Origin of the sequence: Streptomyces nanshensis (assembly GCF_001751255.1) — a bacterium.
GTDB lineage: Bacteria > Actinomycetota > Actinomycetes > Streptomycetales > Streptomycetaceae > Streptomyces > Streptomyces nanshensis_A.
The window spans coordinates 1-982 of record NZ_LJGW01000523.1 but is presented as its reverse complement, the minus strand read 5'-3'; the positions used below and the strand labels follow the sequence as shown (position 1 = coordinate 982).

The window sequence follows — 982 nt, the reverse complement described above, 5'->3', positions numbered from 1 at the left end:
GGGTCGGGCGGGTCGGGCGGGTGAGGCGGGTGAGGCGGCGTCCGGGACGCGGAGCCGGTGAGCGTCCCGGTGAGCAGTCACGGTGAGCGGGCCCCGGCGCATACCGGGGCGCGTGCCGAGCGCGGTGCACCGGACGGGACCGGGACCGGGCTACCGCCCGCCGGGATCTAGCGCTACCGTTCGGCATTGTCGAACCCTTTTCAGAGCGGTCCGTTGCGAGCAGGTCAGGGAGGTGCCCGGTGGCCCGGACCATCCAGTCGCTCGAGCGCGCGGCAGCCGTGCTGCGGCTCCTGGCCGGCGGTGAGCGCAGGCTCGGCCTGTCCGACATCGCCTCGTCCATGGATCTGCCGAAGGCCACCGCGCACGGACTGCTGCGCACCCTCCAGCAGGAGGGCTTCGTCGAGCAGGACGAGGCGACGGGCAAATACCAGCTCGGTGCGGAGCTGCTGCGCCTGGGCACGAGCTATCTGGACGTCCACGAACTGCGCTCCCGCGCCCTGGTGTGGGCCGACGACCTGGCGCGTTCCAGCGGCGAGAGCGTCTATCTGGGAGTGCTGCACCAGCAGGGCGTGCTGATCGTCCATCACGTCTTCCGGCCGGACAACAGCCGTCAGGTGCTGGAGGTCGGCGCGATGCAGCCGCTGCACAGCACGGCACTGGGCAAGGTCCTCTCCGCCTTCGACCCCGTCGCGCACAGCGAGGCGGTGGACGGCGAGCGCCAGGCCTTCACCGAGCGCACCGTCACCTCGCTCGACGGTTTCGAAGAGGTGCTGGAGATCGTGCAGGCCCGCGGCTGGGCCGCCGACGTCGAGGAGACATGGGAGGGGCTGGCCTCGGTCGCGGCGCCGATCCGCGACCGGCGCGGCATGCCGGTCGGGGCGGTCGGCGTGACGGGTGCCGTGGAGCGGCTGTGCGAGGACGTGACGTCCGCGCCGCTGGGCGTGGGCGCGGCCACGGCGTCCGGGAGCGCGGTCGCGTCGGG

1 protein-coding gene is annotated in these 982 nt (G+C 73.2%); it reads left to right on the top strand.

Going from position 1 to position 982, the window contains the following annotated elements:
• Positions 1 to 239: 239 nt before the first annotated feature.
• A partial coding sequence (locus tag AN218_RS29500; protein ID WP_107421606.1) for an IclR family transcriptional regulator occupies positions 240 to 982 on the top strand: 743 nt, incomplete at its 3' end.